Source organism: Arthrobacter sp. NEB 688, from assembly GCF_013201035.1.
Taxonomy (GTDB): Bacteria; Actinomycetota; Actinomycetes; order Actinomycetales; family Dermatophilaceae; genus Phycicoccus.
This window is the reverse complement of the sequence record NZ_CP053707.1, coordinates 83392-105999: the sequence shown is the minus strand read 5'-3', so window position 1 is coordinate 105999 and position 22608 is coordinate 83392. Positions and strand designations below refer to the sequence as shown.

Below are 22608 nucleotides of genomic sequence, written 5' to 3'. Positions count from 1 at the left end.
TAGCCTTGGCTGCGGTGCCCGCTCCCGGGTGCCCCGCGCGTACGACGATGGATGAGGTGGACCGTGCCGACTGGCAAGGTGAAGTTCTTCGACGCCGAGAAGGGCTTCGGATTCGTGTCCGGCGACGGCGGCGAGGGGGACGTGTTCGTCCCGGCGTCCGCCCTGCCCTCCGACGTCCAGGGGCTCAAGGGGGGCCAGCGCATCGAGTTCAGCATCGCCGAGGGCCGCCGCGGCGCCCAGGCGATGGCCGTGCGCGTCCTCGACCCCGCGCCCTCGGTGGCCACCAACCGCCGCGTCCGCGACCGCAAGCCGGCCGACGAGATGGTCGTCATCGTCGAGGACGTCATCAAGCTCCTCGACTCGCTCTCGGAGTCGCTGCGCCGCGGCCACTACCCGGACAAGCAGCACGGCAACCAGGTCGCGCAGGTCCTGCGGGCCGTCGCCGCCGACCTCGAGCTCTGATGGCGCCCGCCACCACGGTGCGTCCCGACGCCACCCTGCGCGACGCGGTCGACGTCGCGCGCGACGCGCTGGCCGAGTTCGCCGAGCCCGGCTCCGTCGGCGAGCACCTCGGCATGGAGATGGTCGACGAGCGCCTCGCGACGCACTACTTCACGTGCACGGCCGCCGCGTACCGCGGCTGGCGCTGGGCGGTCTCCGTCGCGCGCGTCGCCCGCTCCAAGACCGTCACCGTCTGCGAGACCGACCTCGTCCCCGGTGAGGGTGCGCTGCTCAGCCCCACGTGGCTGCCCTACGCCTCGCGCCTGGCGCCGGGCGACCTCGGCCCCGGCGACGTCACGCCGTACCTCGACGCCGACCCCCACCTCGAGGCCGGCTGGGAGGCCACCGGCGAGGAGGACGTCGACGCCGCCGCGCAGTGGGAGCTCGGCCTCGGCCGGGTCCGCGTGCTGTCGGCCGAGGGCCGCGACGTCGCCGCCCGCCGCTGGTACGACGGCGACAACGGCCCGGCCGCCCCGGTCGCGGTCAAGGCCCCGATGCCGTGCTCCTCGTGCGGCTACTTCCTGCCGATGGCCGGCGCCCTGCGCGCGGTCTTCGGCGTCTGCGCCAACGAGTGGTCGCCGTCCGACGGCAAGGTCGTCAGCCTCGACCACGGCTGCGGCGCGCACTCCGAGGCCGACCTCGAGGCCCCGGCCCCCGAGCGGGTGCCGGCACCGATCCTCGACGACAACGCCCTCGACCTGACCTGACCTGACCTGACGGTCGGTCCTCCGACGCCGCCGGCCGCCTCAGGCGCCGGCGGCGTTGCCGCGCCCGCGGCGCACGTACCACCAGGCGAACGCGCCGAGGGCGAGGCCGGTGACGCAGGCCCACGGCCACCACGAGCGCTCGCCCGTGTGGAGCGAGGGCACGAGCAGGCTGACGACGAGGGCCACGGCCCAGACGCCGGACCCGACGAGCACGAGCGTGCGCGTCGGCACGTCCGGGGGGTCGACCGGGGCCGAGCGCCCCAGCAGCGCGGGGTCGGGGGCGCGGGTGGGCTCGTCGGTCACGGCGCCAGCGTAGCGATCTCGCCGACACACCCCCGAAACCCGCGACGCTCCCGGCGCCACTAGCCTGCTCGCCATGGCCGAGACCACGACCACCGCCGACGCGGGCCCCACGCACCCGGGCTACCTCGAGCGGTTCTTCCACATCCACCAGCGCGGCTCCACCGTGGGCCGCGAGGTCCGCGGTGGCGTCGCCACCTTCTTCACGATGGCGTACATCGTCGTCCTCAACCCGCTGATCCTCGGGTACGTGCAGGACGCCGACGGCAAGTTCCTCGGCGGCGGCGACGCCCCGAACCTCGCGGCGATCGCGGCGGGCACGGCGCTCGTCGCGGGCGTGCTGACCATCCTCATGGGGCTCGTCGCGAACTTCCCGCTCGCGCTGGCCACCGGGCTCGGCCTCAACGCCTTCGTCGCCTACGCCATCGCGAGCAAGATGACGTGGGCCGACGCGATGGGCCTGGTCGTGCTCGAGGGCCTGGTCATCCTCGTCCTCGTGCTGACCGGCTTCCGGCAGGCGGTCTTCCACGCCGTCCCGGCCCAGCTGAAGACCGCGATCTCGGTGGGCATCGGCCTGTTCATCGCGCTCATCGGGCTCGTCGACGCGGGCTTCGTGCGCCGCACCGGCGCGGGCACGGTGCCGGTCGAGCTCGGCATCGGCGGCCAGCTCGCCGGCTGGCCGACGCTCGTCTTCGCGCTCGGTGTCGTCCTCATCGTCGCCCTGTGGGTGCGCAAGGTCCGGGGCGCGATCATCATCTCGATCATCGCGATGACCCTCGTCGCCTTCGTCGTCGAGGCGATCGCCAAGGTCGGCCCGACCGTGGTCGGCCAGAACGCCGACGGCACGAACAAGATCAACCCGCTCGGCTGGAACCTCAACGTCCCCGCGTGGCCCGACCAGGTCGACGCCATCAACTTCGGGACGCTCGGCGAGTTCAACCTCCTCGGCTCCTTCGACCGCGTCGGCGTCGTCGCCGCCGTGCTCCTCGTCTTCACCCTCCTGCTCGCCGACTTCTTCGACACGATGGGCACGATGACGGCCATCGGTGCCGAGGCCGGCCTGCTCGACGAGGAGGGCAACCCCCCGAACACCCAGCGCATCCTCGTCGTCGACTCCGTCGCCGCCGCCGCGGGCGGCGCGGCGGGCGTCTCGTCGAACACCTCGTACATCGAGTCGGCGTCCGGCGTCGGCGAGGGCGCGCGCACCGGCCTCGCGTCCGTCGTCACCGGCGTGCTGTTCCTCGTCGCGGTGGTCTTCGCCCCGCTCGTCAAGATCATCCCCAACGAGGCGGCCGTCCCGGCGCTCGTCCTCGTCGGCTTCCTCATGATGCAGCAGGTCAAGGAGATCGCCTGGGACGACGTCGAGATCGCCATCCCGGCGTTCCTCACGATCATCCTCATGCCGTTCACCTACTCGATCACGGCGGGCATCGGCGCGGGCTTCGTCGTCTACGTCCTCATCAAGATCGTGCGCGGCAAGGTCCGCCAGGTCCACCCGATGATGTGGGTCACGGCGCTGCTCTTCGTCGTCTACTTCTTCATCGAGCCGATCACCGAGGTCGTCACCAACCGCTGAGGCCCCACGGCAGCCGAGGCACCCGAGGCGCCCGTCCCGCACACCGCGGGGCGGGCGCCTCGGCGTGCGACGGGCTCCTGTGCGGCTGCGGCCCCGCTCGTCGCAGGACGGTGGAATAGTTAGCCACGGTAATGAGTTGTGCTAACGACTGATGACGACCACCGCTGGAGAACCCCGTGCCCGCACCCGCCCCGACGATGACCCGCACGCAGAAGGACCGCCTGACGAGCGACCTGCGCATGGTGTGCATGCGCATCTCGCGCCGGGTGCGCTTCGAGAGCTCCACCGAGCTGGCGCCGCACCAGTTCTCGGCGCTCGTGCGCCTCGAGGACGGGCCGCGCACGCCCAAGGAGGTCGCGGAGATCGAGCAGGTCTCGGCCCCGAGCATGAGCCGGACGGTCAACGGCCTCGTCGAGCGCGGGTTGGTCGCGCGGGCCGACGACCCGACCGACGGCCGGCAGGTCATCCTCTCGCTGACCAAGGAGGGTCGGCGGGCCATCCGCGAGACCCGCAGGCGGCGCGACCAGTGGCTGGCGACGCGCCTGGAGCGGCTGACCGACGACGAGCGTGCGCTCCTCGCCGAGGCGACGGCCCTGCTCGAACGGGTGGCCGCCGAATGAGCCCCACCTTCACCTCGCTCGAGATCCGCAACTACCGCCTGTGGTTCCTCGGCGGCTTCGTCTCCAACGTCGGCACCTGGATCGGCCGCGTCGGCCAGGACTGGCTCGTCCTCACCGTGCTGACCGCCGGCTCGGCGACCGCCCTCGGCATCGTCACCGGACTGCAGTTCCTGCCCTTCCTCCTGCTCGCGCCGTGGACCGGCCTCATCGCCGACCGCTTCTCGCGGCGCAGGATCCTCCTCGTCACGCAGAGCATGCTCGCGCTGACGAGCCTCGTCCTCGGCGTGCTCGCCGTCACCGGCGCCGCCCAGCTGTGGCACGTCTACGCCATCGCGCTCGTCCAGGGCGTGACGACGGCGATCGACAACCCGGCGCGGCAGGTCATCGTCTCCGAGATGGTGCCGCCCGAGAAGCTCGCGAACGCCGTGGCGCTCAACTCGGCGTCGTTCAACGCCGGCCGCCTCATCGGCCCGGGCGTCGCCGGTCTGATCATCGCGTGGTGGGGCACCGGCGAGGCGCTGCTGCTCAACACGCTGACCTTCGTCTTCGTGCTCGCGGCGCTCGCGATGCTCAACGTCTCGCAGCTGCGCTCGCCACGACGGGCCAAGGGGCGCGGGGGCATCCGCGAGGGGTTCGCGTACGTCAAGCAGCGGCGCGACATCCAGCTCGTCATGCTGCTCGTCTTCGTGCTCGGGACGTTCGGGATGAACTTCCAGATCACGATGGCTCTCATGGCGACCAAGGTGTTCGACAAGGGGGCCGGCGAGTTCGGGCTGCTCGGGTCGATCATGGCGGTCGGGTCGCTCACCGCGGCGCTGCTGTCGGCCCGCCGCAAGGAGCCGCGCCTGCGGGTGCTGCTGCTGGCGCTCGTCGGGTTCACCCTCGCCGCCACCGCCGCGGCCGTGGCGCCCTCGTACTGGCTGTTCGCGCTCGCCCTCGTGCCGGTCGGGCTCACCGCCCTCACGGCGATGACGACGGCCAACGCGATGGTGCAGACCCGGGTCGCCCCCGAGATGCGCGGGCGGGTCATGGCCCTCTACATGGCGATCTTCATGGGTGGCACGCCGGCCGGCGCGCCCCTCATCGGCTGGATCTCCGAGCAGTTCGGGCCGCGCTGGACCATCGGCATCGGGGCCGTCGCGGTCGGGCTCGCGCTGGTCGGTGTCTCGTTCTGGCTGGCCCGGGCGGAGAATGTCCGGGTGAGCTACGAGTCGCAGCGCCGCCCGCGCGTCAGCGTGACGACGGTGCCCAGCGCCGACGACCGGGACGAGCACCGGGTGCCCCTGCCGGAGCCGGCGCGGTGACGCCGCTCTTCCGCCGCCGGATGACCCTCGGGGTGCTCGCGGTCCTCGTCGTCGTCGCGGTCGTCTACGCCGTCGTCGGCGGCTGACCCGCGGTCCCACCCCCGCACACGAGGCCGCCCCGGCACCGTCCTCGTGGACGGGCCGGGGCGGCGTGCGTGCTGCGGGTGGGGGCGGCAGCCGGTCAGGCGAGGCGCTCGACGACGTGCTCGACCGAGGCGATGAGGCGGCTCACGTCGTCGGGCTCGACCGCCGGGAAGCAGGCGACGCGCAGCTGGTTGCGGCCGAGCTTGCGGTACGGCTCGACGTCGACGACGCCGTGCGCCCGCAGCGTCTTCGCGACGGCGGAGGCATCCACCGCGTCGTCGAAGTCGATCGTCGCGACGACCCGGCTGCGGTGGTCGGGGTCGGTGACGTAGGGGCTGGTGTACTCGGTGCGCTCGGCCCACTCGTAGAGGCGGCCGCTGGAGTCGGCGGTGCGACCGGTGGCCCACTCGAGGCCGCCGTTCTCGTTGAGCCACTCGACCTGGTTGGCGAGCATCGCGAGGGTCGCGACGGCCGGGGTGTTGTACGTCTGGTCCTTGCGCGAGTTGTCGATCGCGGTCGGGAGGCTGAAGAAGTCGGGCACCCAGCGGCCGGACGCGGCGATCTCGTCGACCCGGGCGAGCGCCGCGGGGGAGAAGAGGCCGAGCCAGAGGCCGCCGTCGGAGGCGAAGGACTTCTGCGGGGCGAAGTAGTAGACGTCGGCCTGCGAGACGTCGACCGGGAGGCCGCCCGCGCCGGAGGTGGCGTCGATGAGCACCAGCGCGTCGTCGTCGGCGCCCTCGACCCGGCGGACCGGGGCCATGACGCCGGTGCTCGTCTCGTTGTGCGCCCACGCGTAGGTGTCGATGCCGGCCTCGGCGACGGGGTCGGGGCGGCTGCCGGGCTCGCTCGTGATGATCGTCGGGTCGCCGAGGAAGGGGGCCTTCTTCGTGACCGAGCCGAACTTGCTCGAGAACTCGCCGAACGCGAGGTGCTGGGCGCGGTCGCGGACCAGGCCGAAGGCGGCGATGTCCCAGAACGCGGTCGAGCCGCCGTTGCCGAGGACGACCTCGTAGCCCTCGGGGACGTCGAAGAAGGTCGCGAGGCCCTCGCGGACCGACTTGACGAGGTTCTTGACCGGCGCCTGGCGGTGGGAGGTGCCGAGCACCGTGCGACCGATGGCGGAGAGGGCCTCGACCTGCGCCGGGCGGACCTTCGAGGGTCCGGAGCCGAAGCGACCGTCGAGGGGCAGCAGGTCGGCGGGGATGGTGATCGGGGCGTCGCTCACGTGTCGTCTCCGTGGTCGGTCGGTGCCGGCGGGGGCCGGCCGGGTCCGCCCGGTGGTCCCGGGCGCGGGTCCTCGGGCGGGCGCCGGACCGGCACGGGCGCGGGCGCCACGGACCGAGGATGGCCGGGCCGGCATCGTCGACGGACCACGACCGCCGCCCATCCTCACAGCCCGTGACCGGATGGCGGACGTCGGGTCCACCAGATGAGAGGACCGTCACGCGCGTGGCGGGCCGTCGGGGCGGGCGGAGACGTCAGCGACGACCCCGCACGTGCGGGCTTTCCGCGGTTCGGTCGGGTGCCGGACAGCGACAACCCGGCACGTGCGGGCTTTCCGCGGGTGGGTCGGGTGCCGGACAGCGATAACCCGGCACGTGCGGGCTTTCCGCGGGTGGGTCGGGTGCCGGACAGCGATAACCCGGCACGTGCGGGCTTTCCGCGGGTGGGTCGGGTGCCGGACAGCGATAACCCGGCACGTGCGGGCTTGTCGGGGCTGGCTGGACTCCCGGACAGCGATATCCCCGCACGTGCGGGGATGGCGCGGGTGGGTCGGGCCCGGACGCGGCGACGCCCCCGGCCGGGTGGCCGGGGGCGTCGGTGCGCTGTGCGTGGTGGCTCGGCGCCGGGGGTCAGTCCTTGGCGCGCCAGCCCGCGACGTCCGAGAGCGGGCGCTCGCCGGGGCCGACGTAGCGCGAGCTCGGCCGGATGAGCCGGCCGGTGCGCTTCTGCTCGAGGATGTGCGCCGACCACCCGGCCGTGCGGGCGGCGACGAACAGCGGCGTCATCATGTCGCCCGGGACCTCGGCGAAGTCGAGCAGCACGGCCGCCCAGAAGTCGACGTTGGTCTCCATCCGGCGCTCGGGGTAGCGCTCGGCGAGCTCGGCGATGGCGGCCTTCTCCAGCTCGAGGGCGACCTCGTAGCGGGGGGCGCCGAGGCGCTTGCAGGTGTCGCGGAGCACCGCGGCGCGCGGGTCGTAGGCCCGGTAGACCCGGTGCCCGAAGCCCATGAGGCGCTCCTTGCGGTCGAAGACGCCCTTGACGTACTTGACCGCGTCGCCCATCTCCTCGACGCCCTCGATCATGTGCTGGGCGCGAGAAGGGGCGCCGCCGTGCAGCGGGCCCGACAGCGCACCGATCGCGCCCGAGAGGCAGGCGGCGACGTCGGCGCCGGTGGAGGCGATGACGCGCGCGGTGAAGGTCGAGGCGTTGACGCCGTGCTCGGCCGCGGAGATGAAGTAGGCGTCGATGGCCTCGACGTGCTTGGGGTCCGGCTCGCCGCGCCAGCGGATCATGAACCGCTCGGGGATGGTGCGGCCCTTGTCGACCTCGGACTGCGGGACCATCGGGCGGCCCTGGCCGTGGGCGGACTGGCCGATGAAGGAGATCGCCATGACCGAGGCGCGGGCGAGGTCGTCGCGCGCCTGCGCGTCGTCGATGTCGAGCAGCGGCTTGAACCCCCACACCGTCGCGAGCTGCGCGATGGCCGACTGCACGTCCACGCGGATGTCGCCGGTGTGGACCGGGAGCGGGAACGGCTCGGCGGGCGGCAGGCCCGGGTCCATCTCGCCGTCGACGAGGAGCCCCCACACCTGCCCGAAGGACACGGTCCCGACGAGGTCGTTGATGTCGACCCCGCGGTAGCGCAGCGCCCCGCCCTCCTTGTCGGGCTCGGCGATCTCGCTCTCGAAGGCGATGACGCCCTCGAGTCCGGGATAGAAGTTCGGGTCGTCCGTGGTGCTGGGCATCGAATCCCCGTTCGCTCGTCGTCCTTGTCGGGCTGGCCCATTGTGCACGTCGCCGTGCCCGTGCCTCACCCGTGGGACCGGCGGGTGGGACGGTGTCGTCGCCGGGTGGTCGCGCCGCCCGGCGAGCGGTCAGCCGGCGCGGGGGTCGCGCACGGCCATGTCGGGGGAGCCGCCGTCGCGGATCTCGAACAGCTCGGAGGCCTCGAGGAGCTTGCTCAGCTTGGCGTAGCCGTAGTTGCGCGAGTCGAACGAGGACTGGTTGGAGATGCGCTGGCCGACCGTGCCGATCTTCGCCCAGCCGGAGTCGTCGGCCGCGCTCTCGACGGCGCGGCGCAGCAGCGCGACGAGGCGGTTGTCGCCGCGCAGCTGGGCGCGGGTCGCGCGCTCGGGCGGCGGGTTGCCGTTCTTCGCGCTCGCGCGGGCGGTCTTGGCCGGGGCCTTGGCCGCCTTGGTCGCGGTCTTGCGCGGGGCCTCGGCGGCGTCCTCGCCCCCGACGGTCGCGACGGTGGCCCTGCCCGCGGTGGTCGCCTTCTTCGTCGCGCGGCGGGGCGCGCGGCCGGTCGCCGGCTCCGGGGCGGCGGCCTCCGCCGTCTCCACGGTGTCGGGCGCGTCGGGGGCCTCGGTGGCGTCGGCCTGGCCGCTCGGGGCCGAGAGGCGGTCGAGCACGAGGAAGCGGGTGCACGCGCTCTGGAACGGCGCCGGGGTCTTGGAGTCGCCGAACCCGTAGACCGCGACCCCGTGCTCGCGCAGGTGCATGACGAGCGGGGTGAAGTCGGAGTCCGACGACACGATGGCGAAGGCGTCGGGCCGCTGCGTGTGGAGGATCTCGACCGCGTCGACGGCGAGGGCCATGTCGCTGGCGTTCTTGCCCTTCGAGGGGTCGAACTGCTGCATCGGGCGGATCGCGTTCTCGTGCAGGATCTCCTGCCAGCCCTTGAGCTCGGACTTGGTCCAGTTGCCGTACGCGCGACGGATGGTCGTCTCGCCGAGGCCCGCCAGCTCGTTGAGGATGACGTCGAGCCGGCGCGCGCGGGCGTTGTCGGCGTCGATGAGCAGCGCGATGCGCGCGTCGTCGGTCATGGTCGCGAGGCTACGCGTGCGCACCGCGGGTCGGGGCCGGTCCGTGCGGTGGGGGATGATGCGCCGGTGCTGCGCTCGCTCCTCCCGGACCTCACCCCGTTCCGGGAGAACCGGGACTACCGGCGCCTGTGGACCGGCTTCACGCTCTCCAACGTCGGCTCGCAGATGGCGGTCGTCGCCGTCGGGCTGCAGGTCTACGACCTCACCGGGTCGACGGCCTCGGTCGGGCTCGTGGGGCTCTTCGCGCTCGTGCCGCTCGTCGTCATGGGGCTGTACGGCGGGGCCCTCGCCGACCACCACGACCGGCGGCTGGTCGGCCTCGTCGCGACGCTCGTGGCGAGCGCGACGAGCCTCGTCGCCGCCGCGCAGGCCTGGGCCGGCAGCACCTCGGTCTGGCTGCTCTACGGCATCGTCGCGGTGTGGAACGGCGCCTTCGCCGTCTCGTCGCCGGCGCGCACGAGCATCTACCCGCGCATCCTCGAGCCGGCCCAGCTGCCGGCCGCCAACGCGCTGTCGGTCTTCGCGATGAACACGGCGATGACGGTCGGGCCGCTGCTCGCCGGCGTGCTCGTCGACCGGGGCGGCTACCGCCTGGCGTACACCGCTGACGCCGTGCTCACCCTCGCCGCGGTGACCAGCCTCTGGCGCCTGCACCCGGTGCCCCCGGACCGCGGGGAGGGCGACGACGCGCCCAGGAGGGTCGGGCTGCGCTCGGTCCTCGACGGCTTCGGCTTCCTGCGCACCGCCCCGAACGTGCGGATGACCTTCGTCGCCGACATCGCGGCGATGCTCCTCGCGCAGCCGCGCGTGCTCTTCCCGGCGGCCGGCGCGGTCATCCTCGGCGGCGGGGCCACGACCGTCGGCGCGCTCTACGCCGCGACCGCCGTCGGCGGCATCCTCGCCATGACCCTCTCCGGCCGGCTCGGCGGGGTGCGACGGCAGGGCGCGGCCATCATGGTGAGCGTCGCCGGGTGGGGCGTCGGCATCAGCGGGCTCGGTGTGGCGCTGCTCGCGGCCGACGGGCTGGTGTCGCGGGAGCACGCGCTGCTCCTGGCCCTCGCGGCGATGGCGTTCGCGGGGGCGGCCGACGCGGTGAGCGCGGTGTTCCGGACGACGATCCTCCAGTCGGCGGCGCCGGACCGGATGCGCGGACGGCTCCAGGGCGTGTTCATCGTCGTCGTCGCGGGCGGCCCTCGTCTCGGTGAGCTCGCCGGCGGCGGGGTGGCCGAGCGGGCCGGCGAGGGGTGGACCGCCGTCGGTGGCGGCATCGCGTGCGTCGCCGCCGTCGTCCTGCTCTCGCTGTGGCAGCCCGGGTTCCTGCGCTACGACGCCCGCCGGCCGACGCCCTGACCACCGCCGCCTTGCACGGCCGGGGTCCGGTCGTGCGCAGGCGACCTCGGGTCGTCGGCGGGCGGTCCTAGGGTGGCGGCATGGACCCACGACGCATCGACTACACCGGTGACGGGCTCGCCGAGGAGCAGCTGCTGGAGACCCCCTTCGCCCAGGTGAGCGCCTGGGTCGACGACGCGGTGCGCCGCTCGGACGAGCAGGGCGACGTCGTCGAGCCGCTCGCCGCGTCCGTCGCCACCGTCGACGCGGAGGGCCGGCCGAACGTCCGCACCGTGCTCCTGCGCTTCCTCGACGAGCAGGGTCCGGGCTTCGTCACGGCCCTCACCTCGACGAAGGGCCGCGAGCTGACGACGAACCCGCACGCCGCCGCCGGGCTGACCTGGGCCGCGATGTACCGCGCGGTCCGGTTCCGCGGCCGCGCGGTCGAGCTCGAGCGCGAGGCCGTCGAGGAGTACTGGGCCTCGCGACCGTGGGGCTCGCGCATCTCGGCGTGGGCGTCCGACCAGTCGCGCCCGGTCGGCTCGCGCGCCGACCTCGAGGCCGCCTACCGCGCCCGGGCCGAGGAGTTCCCCGACCACGGGTCGCAGGACGACGTGCCGGTCCCCGACTTCTGGGGCGGCTTCCGCATCGTCTGCGACGAGGTCGAGCTCTGGGCGGGCCGCCGCAACCGGCTGCACGACCGCATCGTCTACACGCGCGTCGGCGAGGGCGACCTGTCCGACGCCGCGTCGTGGGAGGTCTCGCGCCGCCAGCCGTGACGACGGGCGCGGGCGCGGTGCTCAGCCGCGCCCGCGGACCTCGTCGAGGAAGCGGGCGGCCTTGCGGCGCACCGAGGCCGAGCGATGGGTGGTCTGCACCTCGAGCAGCGGGACCACCGACCCGGTGGTGACGTGCCCGTCGCGGTGCAGGCCGACGAGCGTGGCCATCGACTGCGCCGCGACGATCCAGTCGACCTCGGTCGTGCGCAGGCGCCCGGTCAGCCAGCGGACGGCCTGTGCGCGCTCGTCGTCGTCCAGGTCGAGGAGGGCGAGCAGCTGCGCGACGTGCCACTGCACCGACGCCTGCTCGCTGCGGGCCAGCTCGCCGAGGAGGTGGGGGAGGTGGGGCTGCCCGAGGGAGGGGTCCTCGCGGACGAGCTTCTCGAAGGTGTCGACGGCGCGCATCCGCACCCAGGCGTCGTCGGCAGAGATGCACGCGACGAGCTCGTCGACGCGCGAGGGGTCGGTGCGCAGCAGCGCGAGGACCTCGCCGGCGCGGCCCAGCGAGTTCGAGCGACCCCCGGCGGCGAGGACCTCGGCGAACGGCTCCACACCGGCGAGGGTAGGCCCGGCCGCGCCCGCTGCGGAGAAGGGCGCGCCTCACCCCGGAACGGTTCCGGGGTGGAGCGCGGCCGTATCGGGTGACCCGATACGCGGGGGACGCGTGGGGCGCCGGGGATGCGGAGGGCGCGCGGGGTCAGGAGGTCAGGCGCTGGACCTTGTGCGGCGCGGCCTGGGCCCGGGGCTTGATGACGAGGAGGTCGACGTTGACGTGCGCCGGCCGGGTCGCCATCCACGCGATGGCGTCGGCGACGTCGTCCGCGACGAGCGGGCCGGGGACGCCCTCGTAGACCTTGTCGGCGCGCTCCCGGTCCCCGTCGAAGCGGGTCAGCGAGAACTCCTCGGTGTGCACCATGCCCGGCGCGACGAGGGTGATGCGGACCGGCTGGTCGACGAGCTCCAGGCGCAGCGTCTCGGTCATCACGTGGACGCCGTGCTTGGCGACCGTGTAGCCACCGCCGCCCTCGTAGGCGACGAGCCCGGCGACCGAGCCGACGTTGACGACGATGCCGTCGCCCGCCGCCACGAGCGCGGGCAGCAGCGCCTTGGTGACCTGGAGCGTGCCGAGGACGTTGGTGTCGTACATCCGGCGCCACTTCTCGACGTCGGCGCCCGCGACCGGCTCCAGCCCCAGGGCGCCGCCCGCGTTGTTGACGAGCACGGCGACCCGGTCGCCGGCGAGGGCGGCCAGGCGCTCGACGTCGGCGGGCACGGTGACGTCGCACGCGACGGCGACACCGTCGAGCTCGGCGGCGAGGGCCTCGACCCGCTCGGCGCGGCGGGCCGCGCAGACGACCCGGAAGCCGTCGGCGGCCAGACGGCGCGCGGTGGCGGCGCCGATGCCGCTGCTCGCGCCGGTGACGACGGCGGTGGGGCGCTGCGCCCCGGTGGGCACGGTGCTCACGGCTGCTCCTTCGGGCGGACGGACGCGGGGTCGACGGCGATCCAGGTGGCCTCGGCGCGGCCGAGCATCTCGCCGTCGCCGGCGTGCAGGGTGCTGGCCGACCAGTGGCGCCGGCCCTCGGCGCCACGCTGCCAGGCGGTGACGACGAGGCGCTCGCCGGGGGCCGGGACGCGCCAGACGCGGGCGGTCATCGTGCCGAGGACCATCGGGCGCCCGGCGATGCCCGCCGACCAGCCGCCGGGGCAGTCGAGGGCGGCCCAGACGACGGCGAGGTCGACGTCGTCCGGCACGGTCCACGGCGTGGCGTACCGGCCGCTGTCGTCGGCGAGCGGGCCGGGCCGCAGCCGCAGGCCGTCGCCCTCGGTGCGGCCGGTGCCGCAGGAGTAGCAGGTGGGGAAGGGGTGGTCGGCCTCGCCCTCGTAGCGCTCCTGCGCCGCCTGCGCCTCGTCCCACGAGGCCGGCGGGGGCACGGGCTCGTCGAGCTCGGGCACCGCGGTGCCGGTCGCGACGAGGACGTCGCCGTCGAGCAGCCGGAGCACGGAGGTGCCGGTCAGCGGGTCGGGGTCGTCGCCGACGACGGCCATCGGCCGCTCCAGGGGCGGCGGCGCCGACAGGCGTACGCTCACGGCGGGCAGGGGGCCGGAGGTGCGGACGTGCGCGGCGAGCGAGCCGCTCACCCATCCACCGTTGCCGGACTCGGGGGGCCCGCAGAAACGGCGGGGGACGGTCAGCTCCACCGGGTCACCGTAACCACCGCGATCGGGCCCGTCCTGTTGCGTGCGTCACGCGGACGTGATTGTCTCGATGTAAACAATCTTGATGTCGAGAGAAAGGCGTCGGATGGGTGACGCGGAGTTCTCGCTGCGGCGCATCGCGGTGCCCGCCTTCGGTCCGACGGCGCTGTGGTCGGTCGGCATCGGGGCGGTCCTGCCCGTCATCGCCCTCAGCGCCCGCGACCTCGGCGCCTCCGTCTCGGTGGCCGCCCTCTTCGTCGGCCTCGGCACCGTGTCCGAGCTCGTCTCGGCCGTCCCCGCCGGCGTCGTCGTCGACCGGCTGGGGGAGCGGCGGGCCCTCGTCCTGGCCGGGCTCGCCGACGCCGCGGCCTCGCTCCTCGCGCTGCTCGCACCCTCGCTCGCGGTGCTCGCGCTCGCCGTCGTGCTCACCGGTCCGACCGGCGCCGTCTTCCTCCTCGCCCGCCAGTCCTTCCTCACCGCTGCGGCGCCCGTCCACCTGCGGGCCCGCGCGATGTCGACGCTCGGCGGGGTCGCGCGGATCGGGCTCTTCGTCGGCCCGTTCGTCGGGGCGCCGCTCGTCGCGGTCTTCTCGCCGCAGGCCGCCTTCGGGGTCGCCGTCGCCGGGGGCCTGGCCGCCGCCGCGCTCGCCTGGGCCTCGCCGGACCTCGGCGCGCACGCCCGGCCGGCGGGTGCCGACGCGGCCGCGGAGCGCGTGCCGGTGCGTGAGGTTGCCCGCCGGCACCGGGCGGTGCTGCTCACGGTCGGGGTCGGCGTCCTCGCCATCGGCCTGGCCCGCTCCTCGCGGGTCGTCGTCGTGCCCCTGTGGGCCGAGCACGTCGGCCTCACCGCCGCCCAGACCTCGCTCCTCTTCGGCGTCGCCGGCCTCGTCGAGGTGCTGCTCTTCTACCCGGCGGGCTCGCTGATGGACCGCCGCGGGCGCATCTGGGTCGCCCTGCCCGTCACCGTCCTGCTCGGGATCGGGCTGCTCGTGCTGCCCCTGACGAGCACGCTCGTCGGCGTCGGAGCGGTCGCCGTCGTCATGGCGGTCGGCAACGGACTCGGGTCGGGCATCGTCATGACGCTCGGGGCGGACGCGGCGCCCGAGCAGGGCCGCGCGCCCTTCCTCGGCCTCTGGCGGCTGCTCTCGCTCGTCGGGCACAACGGGGCCTCGATCGTCGTCGGGGCGCTCGCGGCCGTCGCGTCCATCGGCGCCGCGAGCGTGACGGTCGGGGTGCTCACGGTCGCCGGGGGAGCGTGGCTCCTGCGCTGGCTGCCGCGCTACGAGCCCGAGCGCTGACGCCCCTCGTCCGCCGTGCCGCGAACGTGGGTGAGGAAGAGCGGTGTGCCGACGTTCTTCACCCACGTTCGCGGGAGGGGCGGCGGGCCGGGGCGCGGGCCGAGGGGGAGGGGCCGTCGGCCGGTCGGATTAGGCTTGCCTGCGTGACCGACCTCATCGACACCACGGAGATGTACCTCCGCACCATCTTCGAGCTCGAGGAGGAGGGCATCACGCCCCTGCGTGCCCGCATCGCCGAGCGGCTCGGCCACTCCGGTCCGACGGTGTCGCAGACCGTCGCCCGGATGGAGCGCGACGGCCTCCTCGCCGTCGCCGGCGACCGCCACCTCGAGCTGAGCGACGAGGGGCGTCGGCTCGCGACCCGCGTCATGCGCAAGCACCGCATCGCCGAGCGCCTCCTCGTCGACGTCATCGGCCTGGAGTGGGAGTACGTCCACGACGAGGCGTGCCGGTGGGAGCACGTGATGTCCGACCGCGTCGAGCGCAAGATCCTCGCGATCCTCCCCGACCACCTCGAGTCGCCCTACGGCAACCCGATCCCCGGGCTCGACGAGCTCGGCGAGGTCGGCGAGGTCGTCGACTTCCGCTCCGGCCTGACGACCCTCGACGAGGTCGCGACGGAGGAGACCTGCTCGGTCGTCGTGCGCCGGATCGGAGAGCCGGTCCAGGTCGACCACGAGGCGTTGGCCCTGCTCACGAGCGCCGGCCTGCTCCCCGGCCAGCCGGCGCGGGTGCGCCGCGACGGCGTGCGCGTCGTCGTCTTCCGCGAGGGCGCGGAGGAGGCCACGGGGGTGTCGCTGCCCGTCGACATCGCGGGTCACGTCTTCGTCGCCGCGGTGTGACCGGACGGCCCCTCCGCCGGCCCGCCGAGCGGCCCCTCCCCGTTACCGAAACGTGACTTCCTCCGACCTCTGCCGTACGGTGGCCGCTGAGCCGTACCCACCCCGGAAGTAGATCTGCTGTGTCCTCACCCTCTCGTGTCCCCGGTCGACGCCGTGCCCCCGGCCGCGTCAAGCGCCTCCCCGACGGCCTCGCCGGCCGCGGTGCCTCGTGGGCCGTCAAGTCCGCCGCCGGCCTCTGCGTCGTCGGCGGAGCGGCCGTCGCGCTGACCGTCCCCGCCGAGCTCGCCGACGCCGAGACCGAGCCGACCGCGGCCGTCGCGGCCGCCCCGGCCGGGGTCGCCGCCGCCGTCGCCGACCGCTCCTCCGAGGCCCGTGCTGCCCGCTCCGAGCGCCGCGAGGCCGCTCCGGCCGCCGTGGCCCCGGCCGGCGCCGCCCCGGTGCGGCCCGACGCGCTCGGGGTCGCCGGTGTCAAGGCGGTCGCCAAGCCGAAGCCCAAGCCGAAGCCCAAGCCCGCCCCGGTCGCCGACGCCGCCGGTGGCGCCTCCACCGCGCAGGCCCCGGCCGCCGGCTCGTGGAACGGCGCGATGTCCTCGAAGTGCACGAACATCGGGCTCATCCCGGACGCGGTGCGCCTGTGCTCCGCCGTCGACGCCGCGCTCAGCCCCTCGGTCATCGGTGGCCGTCGCGCCACCGCGGACGAGCACGGCACCGGCCAGGCGATCGACTTCATGACGAGCGGGGCGCAGGGCGACGCGATCGCCGCCTACGTCCAGGCCCACGTCAGCGAGTTCAACGTCAAGTACCTCATCTGGCAGCAGCGCTACTGGGCGCCGGGCGAGGGCTGGAGCCTCATGGAGGACCGCGGCTCGCCGACCCAGAACCACATGGACCACGTGCACGTGACGGTCAACTACTGACCGACGCCCGCACCCCGCACACGGCGTTCCCGGCCTCGGCCGGGGGCGCCGTCGCGCTTTCCGTGGCGCACGCGGCTCGACATCGTTGTCATCGGCAGTTGCGCCGCCCAAGAACTGCCTGAGAGGACGCTCCGTCACCTTTTTGTGACCTTCTCGTGACCGCTGTTATGGTCGACGCGGTCGCCGACCCGGACGACGACCTCCCCGACGGGCCCGCCGAGTCCTGCCCCCGTCGACGGATTGACTCTCACGAACCGCTGGCAGGAGCGGGGGAACCACTTGCGGCGTCACGACCCCGGTCGAGGCGCCTTGGGGTGAAGCCGGCGAGGTCCACCAGGACCCCGACGGCCGGGCAACCTCAGCCCGAACCCGACAGCTCACCTCGTAGGCACCTGAGAGGTTCTTCCGTGTCCGAGCACATCCACGGCCGGCATCGCCAGCCCGCGCGCTACAACCCCGTCTCCGAGCTGTCGAGCATCGTCAGGGCCGCCGGTGAGACCGGGGCCCGCGCCTCCGCCGTCCTCGCCGCCTCCGGTGGTCTCGTCGCCACCTTTGCGCTCCCGGCCCACGCGGCCACCGCGCGCACCGAGGCCGCGACCACCCACTCCACGACGACCGTCGCCGCGCCCGCCTCGCTGCGCGCCGCGGCCGCCGCCCCGGCCGTCGTCGCCCCCACCGTCGCCGCGCCGACCGCCAAGCCCACCGCGACCTTCGGTGTCGCCGGGGTCAAGGCCGTCGCGAAGCCCAAGCCGAAGCCGAAGCCCAAGCCGGTGGTCGTCGCCGACGCCCCGGTCGCCGCGGCCGTCTCGGCCCGCTCCGAGGGCTCGGCCAGCCGCTCCTCGCAGCGCGTCGCCGTCTCGAACGTCGCCCAGTCCGCGAGCGGGGTCGTCAACATCGCCCGCACGCTCCTGGGCATCCCGTACGTCTACGGCGGCACGACCACCGCCGGGTTCGACTGCTCGGGCTTCACCTCGTACGTCTTCGCCAAGGCCGGCGTCTCGCTCCCGCGCACCGCGGCGGCGCAGCAGTCCGCCGCCACGCCGGTCAGCAACCCGCAGCCGGGTGACCTCGTGTTCTACGGCTCCCCGGCCTGGCACGTCGGCATCTACACCGGCAACGGGATGATGATCGACTCGCCGAAGCCCGGCAAGTCGACCTCGGAGCGTCCGATCTTCGCCGGGGTCAGCGGCTACGGCCGCTTCTGACCCCTCACGACCGCGGCGCCCCGGACTCCCTGCTCGTCCGGGGCGCCGTGCCGTGTCCGAGGGCTGACGCCCCCGGGCCGTCCTGAGCTCGCCTCGCCGCCCCGACGTCGTCGTGCCGCGCCGGCCGCGGCCGGCCCCCGGGCGCGTAGCGTGCCGGGATGGCCGCCGAGCGTGACGACGTCGAGCGCACCCCCGACGGGCGGTACGTCGTCGTCGACGGCCGCCGCTGGCGCGCGAGCGACCCCGGCATCCCGGACCGGCTGCGCGCCGAGCTCGTCGCCGAGCTGATGTCCGCCCGCCGCGCGGTGCGCACCGAGGGCGACGCCGCGCGGCACCGGGTGCAGGACGCCAAGGTCGCGCTCGGCGAACGCGGCGAGCCCTGGTGGGAGGAGCCCTCCGACGACGGCCTCGCCGAGCGGATGGCCGCCACCGCCCGCGTGCTCCTGCGCCACCGGCCCGAGGGCACGACGTGCCCGAGCGAGGTCGCCCGCGTCGTCGGCGGTGAGCGCTGGCGCCCGCTGACCGCTCGCGTGCGCGCGCTGGCCCACGACCGGGCCGGGGAGCTCGAGGTGCTCCAGCGGGGGGCAGCGGTCGAGCGCGACGCCACGGGGCCTGTGCGCATCGGGCGGGGTTCGCGCTTCCCGGGGTGAGGCCGCCCCGGGCGGCGCGCCGGCGCCCCCCACCGCTCGGTTAGGGTGCCCTTACCGGTGTCGGGCCCCGTCCGTGCGCCACCCCCGATCCCCGCCGCGAGGACCCGTTGCCCGAGCTGCCCGCACCGCCCACCCGTCCCCTCGCCGCCCTCTGGGGTCGCTACCGCCGCCACCGCACGCGGTTCGTGCTGGCCGTCGCGGTCTCGACCGTCAACAAGGTCGCCGACGTCGTCCCCGAGCTGCTCATCGGCGCGGCCGTCGACGTCGTCGTCCGGGGGGACGGCTCCTTCGTGGGCGAGCTGCTCGGCCTCGAGTCGCGCCAGGCCCAGCTGGTCTGGCTCGCGGTCATCAACGCGGTCGTGTGGGTCGTGGAGTCGGCGAGCGAGTACGTCGCCGCGCTGCTCTTCCGCGGGCTGTCGCAGGCGGTCGAGCACGACCTGCGGGTCGACGCCTACGACCACGCCCAACGCCTCGACCTGCGCTGGCACGAGGGCCGCTCGTCGGGCGCGACGCTCGCGACGGTCAACGACGACGTGAACCAGCTCGAGCGCCTGCTCGACGTCGGCTTCCCGGCCATCTGGCAGACCATCCTCAACGTCCTCATCGTCGGGGTCGTGTTCGCGGTCGCGTCGTGGCAGCTGCTCGTGCTCGCCTTCCTCCCCATCCCGGTCATCGTCGTCGCCTCGCTGCGCTACCAGCGCACGCTCGAGCCGTACTACCTCCGGGTGCGCGAGGGGGTCGCCCGCCTCTCGGGGGTGCTGTCGGCCAACCTCGGCGGCCTCGCGACGATCAAGGCCTTCACCGCCGAGGCGCGCGAGCGCGACCGGGTCCGGGAGGCGTCGGCGGCCTACCGCGACGCCAACGTCGAGACCATCCGCCGGTCGGCGGCGTTCGTCCCGCTCGTGCGGATGGCGATCCTCGCCGGCTTCACGTGCACCCTGCTCGTCGGCGGCCTGTCGGTGCTCGACGGCGGGCTCGCGGTCGGCCTCTACTCGGTGCTCGTCTTCATGACCCAGCGGCTGCTCTGGCCGCTGACCGACGTCGCGACCGTGCTCGACCTCTACCAGCGCGGCCGCGCCTCGACGGCCCGCATCCTCGCCCTGCTCGCCGTGCCGGTCGAGGTCGACGAGGGCGACCGCGAGCTCGCGCAGCCGGTGCGCGGCCGCCTGGAGTTCCGGGGCGTCCGTGCGGGGTACGCCGACGGCCCGGACGTCCTGCACGGCATCGACCTCGTCGTGCCGGCCGGTGAGACGCACGCGCTCGTCGGGACCACCGGCGCCGGCAAGTCGACCCTGCTGCGGCTGCTGCTGCGCTTCGACGACCCGCGCGAGGGCGCCGTGCTCGTCGACGGCACCGACGTCCGGACCCTCACGTGGGCCTCGCTGCGCGGGGCGATGGGGTACGTGGCGCAGGAGGTCCACCTCTTCGCGGGCACCGTCGCCGAGAACCTCGAGTACTCCCGCCCGGGGGCCACGCGCGAGCAGCTGGCCGAGGCGGTGCGGCACGCCGCGGCCGACGACGTCGTCGAGCGGCTGCCCGGCGGCCTCGACGGCGAGGTCGGCGAGCGCGGCCTCACCCTCTCGGGCGGCCAGCGCCAGCGGCTGGCCCTCGCCCGGGCGCTGCTGCGCGAGCCGGCGGTCCTCCTGCTCGACGAGGCGACGAGCGCGGTCGACACCGAGACCGAGGCCGCCATCCAGCGCTCGGTGCGGGAGGCGAGCGCGGGGCGCACGGCGCTCGTCGTCGCGCACCGGCTCTCGACGGTGCGCCACGCCGACCGCATCTGGGTCATCGACGCCGGACGGGTCGCCGAGTCGGGGACGCACGACGAGCTCGTGGCGGCGCAGGGGCGGTACGCGGCCCTCTGGGCGGTGCAGACCGGCGAGGCGGCGCTGCCGTGACGCGGGGAGCGCGCGGAGTGCGTTTTCGCCCGGTCGGGGCCGGGTAGCGGGTGCTCGTGGACACCTGTGACGCCGTCGTCGTCGGTGCCGGGCCCAACGGGCTCGTCGCCGCCATCGCGCTCGCCGACGCCGGCTGGGACGTGCTGCTCGTCGAGGAGCAGGACGAGGTCGGCGGCGCCGTGCGCAGCGCCGAGGTGCTGGCGCCGGGTGTCGTCACCGACCTGTTCAGCGCCTTCTACCCGCTGGCGGCGGCGAGCCCGGTCATCCGCGACCTCGGCCTGGAGTCGCACGGCCTCGCCTGGCGGCGCTCGCGCGACGTCCTGGCCCACCCGCTCGCCGACGGCCGCTGCGCGGTGATGCACGCCGACGCCGACGGCACCGCGGCCCGGCTCGACGAGGACGCCCCGGGGGACGGCGAGGCCTGGCTGCGGATGGTGCGGCAGTGGCAGCGACTGCGCGACCTGCTGCTCGACGCCCTCTTCACGACCTTCCCCCCGGTGCGCCCGGGGGTGCGGCTGGCCCGGGTGCTCGGCGCCGCGGAGGGGCTCGACCTCGTGCGCCGGCTCGCGCTGCCCGTGCGTCGGCTCGCCGCCGAGGAGTTCCGCGGCACCGAAGCCGGGCTCCTGCTGGCGGGCAACGCGGCGCACACCGACGTGCCGCCGGACGCCGCGGGCAGCGGCCTGTACGGGTGGCTGCTCAGCATGCTCGGGCAGGACGTGGGGTTCCCGGTGCCGGAGGGCGGCGCGGGCCGGCTGTCCGGGGCGATGGCCGCGCGCTTCCGGGCGGCCGGTGGGCGGGTGCTCACGGGGACGGCGGTCGAGCGGGTCGAGCTGCGCGGACGGCGCGCGACCGGCGTGGTGCTCGCCGACGGTCGGCGCGTGCGGGCCCGGCGCGCGGTCGTCGCCGACGTGTCGGCCCCGGCCCTCTTCGGCCGGATGCTGCCCGCGGGCACGCTGCACCCGCGCCTGCGCGAGCGGCTCGAGCGCTTCGAGTGGGACCCGTCGACCCTCAAGCTGAACTGGGCTCTGTCGCAGCCTGTCCCGTGGGCCGCCGAGGGCGCGCGGCAGGCCGGCACGGTGCACCTCGGGGTCGACGCCGACGGCCTCGTCCACGCGTCGGCGGCGACGACGACCGGGCGCCTGCCGTCGCCGCCGTTCGTGCTCTTCGGGCAGATGGGCGTGGCCGACCCCACCCGCTGCCCGCCCGGCACCGAGACGGCCTGGGGGTACACGCACCTTCCGCGCACGCTGGCCGGCGACGCCGACGCGGTCGCCGCACAGGTCGAGGCGGTCGAGGGCGCGGTCGAGGCGGTGGCCCCGGGCTTCCGCGACGTCGTCACGGCGCGGCTGGTCCAGACGCCGCTGGACCTCCAGGCGGCGAACGCCAACCTCGACCTCGGGGCCCTCAACGGCGGGTCGTCGGCGCTGCACCACCAGCTCTTCCTCCGGCCGGTGCCGGGCCTCGGCCGGCCCGAGACACCGGTCGACCGGCTCTTCCTCGCGTCGGCGTCGGCCCATCCCGGCGGCGGGGTCCACGGGGCCTGCGGGTGGAACGCCGCGCGGGCCGCGCTCGACGGGCAGGGGCCGGTGGGGGCTGCGCGTCGCGCGCTGTCCCGGACGGTGTGGCACCGGGTGCTCGGGCCGGAGCGGGTCAGCCCCCGCTGACGGCCCGCCCCGGACGGGGCACGCCGGCGGCGTCACGGCGCTCGGCGAGCAGCGCCAGCCGGCGCAGCGACTCGACGTTGCGCGGATGGATCGCGGCCTGCCGCAGAGGGACCGGCACGAGGGTGCCGGGGCCGCTCACCGCATCCTCGCGGAGGGTGACGGCGCACCCGTCGCCGGCCGGTCGCAGCTCGATCAGCACGTGCGCCTCGCCCATCGGCCAGCCGCGGGCGCGCAGGAGGAGCATCCGGCCGGCCTCGCAGTCCTCGACCTCCGTGGTGTCCGAGAGGAGCAGCGGCCATACCCCCACGCTGTGCGCGATGCTCGTGCCGACGGCCGGCCAGTCGGGGTCGACCGCGCGCACGCGGGCCGCACCGACGACCCACGAGGGGTAGGACCAGCCGTCGGCGAGGACGGCCCAGACGTCCTCGGGACGGGCGGCGACGGTGCGGTGGACGGGGGGCCGGTGGGCGGCGGGCGTCGTCATGCCTGATCGGTACCCGGGGTGGGGCGGCGGAAACGCTCCGGCGGCCCCGCGAGCCCTCCTCCGCGTGACCTGCGGGGGTCCGGGCGCGACCGCACGCGCAGGAGCGCAGGTCGCCCGCAGAACACGTCGGGTGGGGGCGGGACGTGCCCGACCGGGCGCGCGCGGCCCGTGACGTCCGTGTCAGCAAAGCCCCGTGGGCGGCC

22 protein-coding genes and 1 riboswitch are annotated in these 22608 nt (G+C 74.9%); of the genes, 14 read left to right on the top strand and 8 right to left on the bottom strand.

Annotation, left to right across the window (positions count from 1 at the left end; translation table 11 throughout):
* Nucleotides 1-63: 63 nt before the first annotated feature.
* Together HL663_RS00470 and HL663_RS00465 are read left to right on the top strand one after the other, a co-directional pair.
* Nucleotides 64-462 (top strand): cold-shock protein, encoded by a 399-nt coding sequence (locus tag HL663_RS00470; protein ID WP_173026539.1) that lies wholly within the window; start codon nucleotides 64-66, stop codon nucleotides 460-462.
* A complete protein-coding gene (locus tag HL663_RS00465; RefSeq protein ID WP_173026538.1) occupies nucleotides 462-1208 on the top strand; it encodes a DUF3027 domain-containing protein in 747 nt (248 codons plus the stop codon). The genes HL663_RS00470 and HL663_RS00465 overlap by 1 nt, the downstream gene beginning before the upstream one ends.
* 39 nt (nucleotides 1209-1247) lie before the next feature.
* Here HL663_RS00465 and HL663_RS00460 read toward each other — a convergent pair whose 3' ends face one another.
* Nucleotides 1248-1511 (bottom strand): DUF2530 domain-containing protein, encoded by a 264-nt coding sequence (locus HL663_RS00460; RefSeq protein WP_286175810.1) that lies wholly within the window; start codon nucleotides 1509-1511, stop codon nucleotides 1248-1250.
* 73 nt (nucleotides 1512-1584) lie between these two features.
* Between HL663_RS00460 and HL663_RS00455 the strand changes: the two genes are divergently transcribed.
* The 3 genes from HL663_RS00455 (at nucleotide 1585) to HL663_RS00445 (ending at nucleotide 5008) form a co-directional block, all read left to right on the top strand.
* Entirely contained in the window at nucleotides 1585-3084 is a 1500-nt protein-coding gene (locus tag HL663_RS00455) for an NCS2 family permease (RefSeq protein ID WP_173026537.1), read from the top strand.
* 176 nt (nucleotides 3085-3260) lie between these two features.
* Complete coding sequence (locus HL663_RS00450) at nucleotides 3261-3704, top strand: MarR family winged helix-turn-helix transcriptional regulator (protein ID WP_286175809.1); 444 nt, start codon at nucleotides 3261-3263, stop codon at nucleotides 3702-3704.
* On the top strand, nucleotides 3701-5008 hold the full coding sequence (locus HL663_RS00445) for an MFS transporter (RefSeq protein ID WP_173026536.1): 1308 nt from the start codon (nucleotides 3701-3703) through the stop codon (nucleotides 5006-5008). Before HL663_RS00450 ends, HL663_RS00445 begins: the two co-directional genes overlap by 4 nt.
* 181 nt (nucleotides 5009-5189) lie before the next feature.
* Here HL663_RS00445 and serC read toward each other — a convergent pair whose 3' ends face one another.
* The 3 genes from serC to HL663_RS00430 form a co-directional block, all read right to left on the bottom strand.
* Nucleotides 5190-6317, bottom strand: a complete 1128-nt coding sequence (serC, locus tag HL663_RS00440; protein ID WP_173026535.1) for a phosphoserine transaminase — start codon at nucleotides 6315-6317, stop codon at nucleotides 5190-5192.
* A gap of 628 nt (nucleotides 6318-6945) precedes the next feature.
* Nucleotides 6946-8061, bottom strand: coding sequence for a citrate synthase 2 (locus tag HL663_RS00435; protein ID WP_173026534.1), 1116 nt, complete (start codon nucleotides 8059-8061; stop codon nucleotides 6946-6948).
* Nucleotides 8062-8190: 129 nt separating this feature from the next.
* Complete coding sequence (locus HL663_RS00430; protein ID WP_173026533.1) at nucleotides 8191-9141, bottom strand: NYN domain-containing protein; 951 nt, start codon at nucleotides 9139-9141, stop codon at nucleotides 8191-8193.
* Nucleotides 9142-9207: 66 nt separating this feature from the next.
* On the opposite strand from HL663_RS00430, the gene HL663_RS00425 reads away from it, so the two are divergent.
* Both HL663_RS00425 and pdxH read left to right on the top strand, forming a co-directional pair.
* Nucleotides 9208-10491: an MFS transporter gene (locus HL663_RS00425; protein ID WP_353654108.1), complete on the top strand. Its 1284-nt coding sequence runs from the start codon at nucleotides 9208-9210 to the stop codon at nucleotides 10489-10491.
* A gap of 80 nt (nucleotides 10492-10571) precedes the next feature.
* A complete protein-coding gene (pdxH, locus tag HL663_RS00420) occupies nucleotides 10572-11249 on the top strand; it encodes a pyridoxamine 5'-phosphate oxidase (RefSeq protein ID WP_173026532.1) in 678 nt (225 codons plus the stop codon).
* 21 nt (nucleotides 11250-11270) lie between these two features.
* On the opposite strand, the gene HL663_RS00415 is transcribed toward pdxH, so the two are convergent.
* The 3 genes from HL663_RS00415 to HL663_RS00405 all read right to left on the bottom strand — a co-directional run bounded on the left by HL663_RS00415 (nucleotide 11271) and on the right by HL663_RS00405 (nucleotide 13451).
* Nucleotides 11271-11801 carry a hypothetical protein gene (locus tag HL663_RS00415; RefSeq protein ID WP_173026531.1) on the bottom strand — a complete coding sequence of 177 codons (531 nt, stop codon included), beginning with the start codon at nucleotides 11799-11801 and terminating at the stop codon, nucleotides 11271-11273.
* A gap of 145 nt (nucleotides 11802-11946) precedes the next feature.
* Nucleotides 11947-12714 (bottom strand): SDR family NAD(P)-dependent oxidoreductase, encoded by a 768-nt coding sequence (locus HL663_RS00410; protein WP_173026530.1) that lies wholly within the window; start codon nucleotides 12712-12714, stop codon nucleotides 11947-11949.
* Entirely contained in the window at nucleotides 12711-13451 is a 741-nt protein-coding gene (locus tag HL663_RS00405; RefSeq protein WP_173026529.1) for a hotdog fold domain-containing protein, read from the bottom strand. The genes HL663_RS00410 and HL663_RS00405 overlap by 4 nt, the downstream gene beginning before the upstream one ends.
* Before the next feature lie 103 nt (nucleotides 13452-13554).
* Between HL663_RS00405 and HL663_RS00400 the strand changes: the two genes are divergently transcribed.
* From HL663_RS00400 to HL663_RS00370, 7 genes are all read left to right on the top strand, one after another.
* Nucleotides 13555-14745, top strand: a complete 1191-nt coding sequence (locus tag HL663_RS00400; RefSeq protein ID WP_173026528.1) for an MFS transporter — start codon at nucleotides 13555-13557, stop codon at nucleotides 14743-14745.
* A gap of 143 nt (nucleotides 14746-14888) precedes the next feature.
* Complete coding sequence (locus tag HL663_RS00395; protein ID WP_173026527.1) at nucleotides 14889-15587, top strand: iron-dependent transcriptional repressor DtxR; 699 nt, start codon at nucleotides 14889-14891, stop codon at nucleotides 15585-15587.
* Between the two features lie 119 nt (nucleotides 15588-15706).
* Nucleotides 15707-16504, top strand: a complete 798-nt coding sequence (locus HL663_RS19275; protein ID WP_173026526.1) for a VldE C-terminal domain-containing protein — start codon at nucleotides 15707-15709, stop codon at nucleotides 16502-16504.
* A 238-nt stretch (nucleotides 16505-16742) separates the two neighbouring features.
* Nucleotides 16743-16908, top strand: a riboswitch (cyclic di-AMP (ydaO/yuaA leader).
* A 3-nt stretch (nucleotides 16909-16911) separates the two neighbouring features.
* On the top strand, nucleotides 16912-17709 hold the full coding sequence (locus HL663_RS00385) for a C40 family peptidase (RefSeq protein ID WP_173026525.1): 798 nt from the start codon (nucleotides 16912-16914) through the stop codon (nucleotides 17707-17709).
* 158 nt (nucleotides 17710-17867) lie between these two features.
* The gene (locus HL663_RS00380) at nucleotides 17868-18359 is read left to right on the top strand and encodes a DUF3253 domain-containing protein (protein WP_173026524.1); all 492 of its coding nucleotides are present in this window, start codon (nucleotides 17868-17870) and stop codon (nucleotides 18357-18359) included.
* Nucleotides 18360-18466: 107 nt separating this feature from the next.
* Nucleotides 18467-20257 (top strand): ABC transporter ATP-binding protein, encoded by a 1791-nt coding sequence (locus HL663_RS00375; RefSeq protein ID WP_216842639.1) that lies wholly within the window; start codon nucleotides 18467-18469, stop codon nucleotides 20255-20257.
* 56 nt (nucleotides 20258-20313) lie between these two features.
* Nucleotides 20314-21921 (top strand): phytoene desaturase family protein, encoded by a 1608-nt coding sequence (locus HL663_RS00370; protein WP_216842638.1) that lies wholly within the window; start codon nucleotides 20314-20316, stop codon nucleotides 21919-21921.
* Here HL663_RS00370 and HL663_RS00365 read toward each other — a convergent pair.
* A complete protein-coding gene (locus HL663_RS00365) occupies nucleotides 21908-22405 on the bottom strand; it encodes an SRPBCC family protein (protein ID WP_173026522.1) in 498 nt (165 codons plus the stop codon). The two genes, HL663_RS00370 and HL663_RS00365, sit on opposite strands and share 14 nt — an antisense overlap.
* Nucleotides 22406-22608 lie beyond the last annotated feature (203 nt).

Coding starts and splice junctions, on each gene's coding strand:
- HL663_RS00400 (WP_173026528.1), top strand. CDS start 13,555: ATGGGTGACGCGGAGTTCTCGCTGCGGCGCATCGCGGTGCCCGCCTTC.
- HL663_RS00435 (WP_173026534.1), bottom strand. CDS start 8,061: ATGCCCAGCACCACGGACGACCCGAACTTCTATCCCGGACTCGAGGGC.
- HL663_RS00380 (WP_173026524.1), top strand. CDS start 17,868: ATGGCCGCCGAGCGTGACGACGTCGAGCGCACCCCCGACGGGCGGTAC.
- HL663_RS00430 (WP_173026533.1), bottom strand. CDS start 9,141: ATGACCGACGACGCGCGCATCGCGCTGCTCATCGACGCCGACAACGCC.
- HL663_RS00455 (WP_173026537.1), top strand. CDS start 1,585: ATGGCCGAGACCACGACCACCGCCGACGCGGGCCCCACGCACCCGGGC.
- HL663_RS00365 (WP_173026522.1), bottom strand. CDS start 22,405: ATGACGACGCCCGCCGCCCACCGGCCCCCCGTCCACCGCACCGTCGCC.
- HL663_RS00445 (WP_173026536.1), top strand. CDS start 3,701: ATGAGCCCCACCTTCACCTCGCTCGAGATCCGCAACTACCGCCTGTGG.
- HL663_RS00465 (WP_173026538.1), top strand. CDS start 462: ATGGCGCCCGCCACCACGGTGCGTCCCGACGCCACCCTGCGCGACGCG.
- pdxH (WP_173026532.1), top strand. CDS start 10,572: ATGGACCCACGACGCATCGACTACACCGGTGACGGGCTCGCCGAGGAG.